A 1,862-nucleotide genomic window follows, 5' to 3' on the forward strand; every position below is an offset into this window, starting at 1 on the left:
GACAAACCCGTGTATCACCAGATCGTCAGTCAATTCGAACGCAGTTGCTGGGCTAGCAGCGGTGACGCCAAGGATAGCGCTGCAAATCCAATCCCTGAGTTTTAGGCTATTTGACGGTAATGACATGTGTATCCTCCTCCATGATTCTGCCCACATAACCAATAGCACCCGGTGTGTTCCTCACTTTCGTACGCATATCATCCTCGGAGGCGCAAATATGAGGCGCACGTCCTGTGCCGGAGTAAACCAGACGCTGCCAGATTCGATCTAATTGATAGGGATAGGTGCCTAACACCTCAGTCGCAAACTTACGATGCATAGGTTGATCACTGGCGAGTACAAATACTTTGATGCTTTGCCCATTGGGCCAACGTTGGGTATGCATGCCAAATACTGCAAGCAGCGACTGACGGCTTAATGATCTTTCCATAACAGAAGAGTGCGTGATAACGACGGGGGTATCCGCGGCGGGAACAGCAGACATCTGCAAGCAGATGAAAAAAACAAGTGCCCTGATGATATACCGGAGCATCGTGTGACACGAAAGGATCCATACTCTCATACGAATTTCCATTGCTGCTATATCTGGGAAATGAGTCGTCCATAAACTCAAAAAAGTATAGAACGTATTTTTGCACTTGCCGCAAATCCAGCCGATAAGAATAGATAATGCATGATCTGAACCGTGGTTAGCGGGTGCGCTTAGGGCAGAAGCTATAGTTAAACATAGTTTTGCAGCGCAGAATTCCCTACGATTCAGAGGTATCTATTTATGACTAGTTGGCAGGATATATGTGCACTAAGCGACTTGCCTCCAGACAATCGGATGGTCATCCCTGTAGGCAATATCAGTTTATTGCTGATCAATGTAAATGGAGAAGTTTTTGCCGTTGAGAATTTATGTCCTCATGATGGCGGTGAACTTCATGAAGGGCCTGTAGAAGGTACAGAAGTGATCTGTCCGCGCCATGGTGCGCGCTTTTGTTTACGTACAGGCGAAGTGCTTGCACCACCCGCGACAGAGGATATCGATAGTTTTCCAACCCGAATCAAAGTCTCAAGAATCGAAGTGTTTATTCCGGGATAACGATCATCCTTGTTAATTCAGCGTAGCATACGATAATGCGGCTTCTTTTGTGACTGAATACAAACAGGTTTCCTATGTCTGCGCCTTCTTTGCCCATCTTATATTCCTTTCGACGTTGTCCCTACGCTATGCGTGCCAGACTTGCATTGGCTTCGGCAGGAGTTCGGGTGGAGTTGCGTGAAATCGTATTAAGGGATAAACCACCAGCGATGCTTGCCATCTCTCATAAAGCAACCGTGCCGGTATTGCAGTTACCGGATGGTCAGGTGATTGATGAAAGCTACGACATCATGAAATGGGCGCTAAAAAAGTCTGACCCTCATCTCTGGTTGGGTAAGGAAGGAGATCTCATACAGGCAGTCGACGTACTTGTGACAACAAGCGATCAGGAATTTAAACCTTGGTTGGATCGCTACAAATATGCAGACCGGTATCCAGAACTCAGTCAAGAATACTATCGAGATCAGTGCGAGCTGTGGTTTAGCAAATTAAACCATCAATTAGAAACGGGTGGTGGCTATCTGCTGGGAGAGCGTTTTTCTTTGGCAGACGCAGCATTGCTACCATTCATCCGGCAGTGTGCGCACGTTGATAAGCGTTGGTTCGAAACGACGTCGTATCACGCACTGCAGCATTGGTTGGAGCAATTCCTGGAGTCAGAGCTTTTTCAGGTCGTGATGAAGAAGTATGCACCATGGCAGCCTGAAGACGCCGAAATTATTTTTTAATGTTTGTTCCGATACTTGTCTACACTGCTTTCTAAACAAAGCGCCAC

The 1,862-nt window shown here is 46.8% G+C and carries 3 protein-coding genes; 2 read left to right on the top strand and 1 reads right to left on the bottom strand.

Features of this window, described 5'->3' with window-relative positions; translation table 11 throughout:
- Nucleotides 1-106: 106 nt before the first annotated feature.
- Entirely contained in the window at nt 107-430 is a 324-nt protein-coding gene (locus tag ABYW01_RS20660) for a hypothetical protein (RefSeq protein ID WP_372836397.1), read from the bottom strand.
- Between the two features lie 342 nt (nt 431-772).
- Between ABYW01_RS20660 and ABYW01_RS20665 the strand changes: the two genes are divergently transcribed.
- Nucleotides 773-1,087, top strand: coding sequence for a Rieske (2Fe-2S) protein (locus ABYW01_RS20665; protein WP_372836399.1), 315 nt, complete (start codon nt 773-775; stop codon nt 1,085-1,087).
- A 74-nt stretch (nt 1,088-1,161) separates the two neighbouring features.
- Entirely contained in the window at nt 1,162-1,815 is a 654-nt protein-coding gene (locus ABYW01_RS20670) for a glutathione S-transferase (RefSeq protein ID WP_372836401.1), read from the top strand.
- The last annotated feature ends 47 nt before the right edge of the window (nt 1,816-1,862 follow it).

This window comes from Pontibacterium sp. (assembly GCF_041587635.1).
In the GTDB taxonomy this organism is placed as follows: Bacteria; Pseudomonadota; Gammaproteobacteria; order Pseudomonadales; family Balneatricaceae; genus Pontibacterium.

Bases quoted from the DNA above. Each gene is read 5' to 3' on its own strand.
- ABYW01_RS20670 (WP_372836401.1), top strand. From the start codon at position 1,162: ATGTCTGCGCCTTCTTTGCCCATCTTATATTCCTTTCGACGTTGTCCC.
- ABYW01_RS20660 (WP_372836397.1), bottom strand. From the start codon at position 430: ATGGAAAGATCATTAAGCCGTCAGTCGCTGCTTGCAGTATTTGGCATG.
- ABYW01_RS20665 (WP_372836399.1), top strand. From the start codon at position 773: ATGACTAGTTGGCAGGATATATGTGCACTAAGCGACTTGCCTCCAGAC.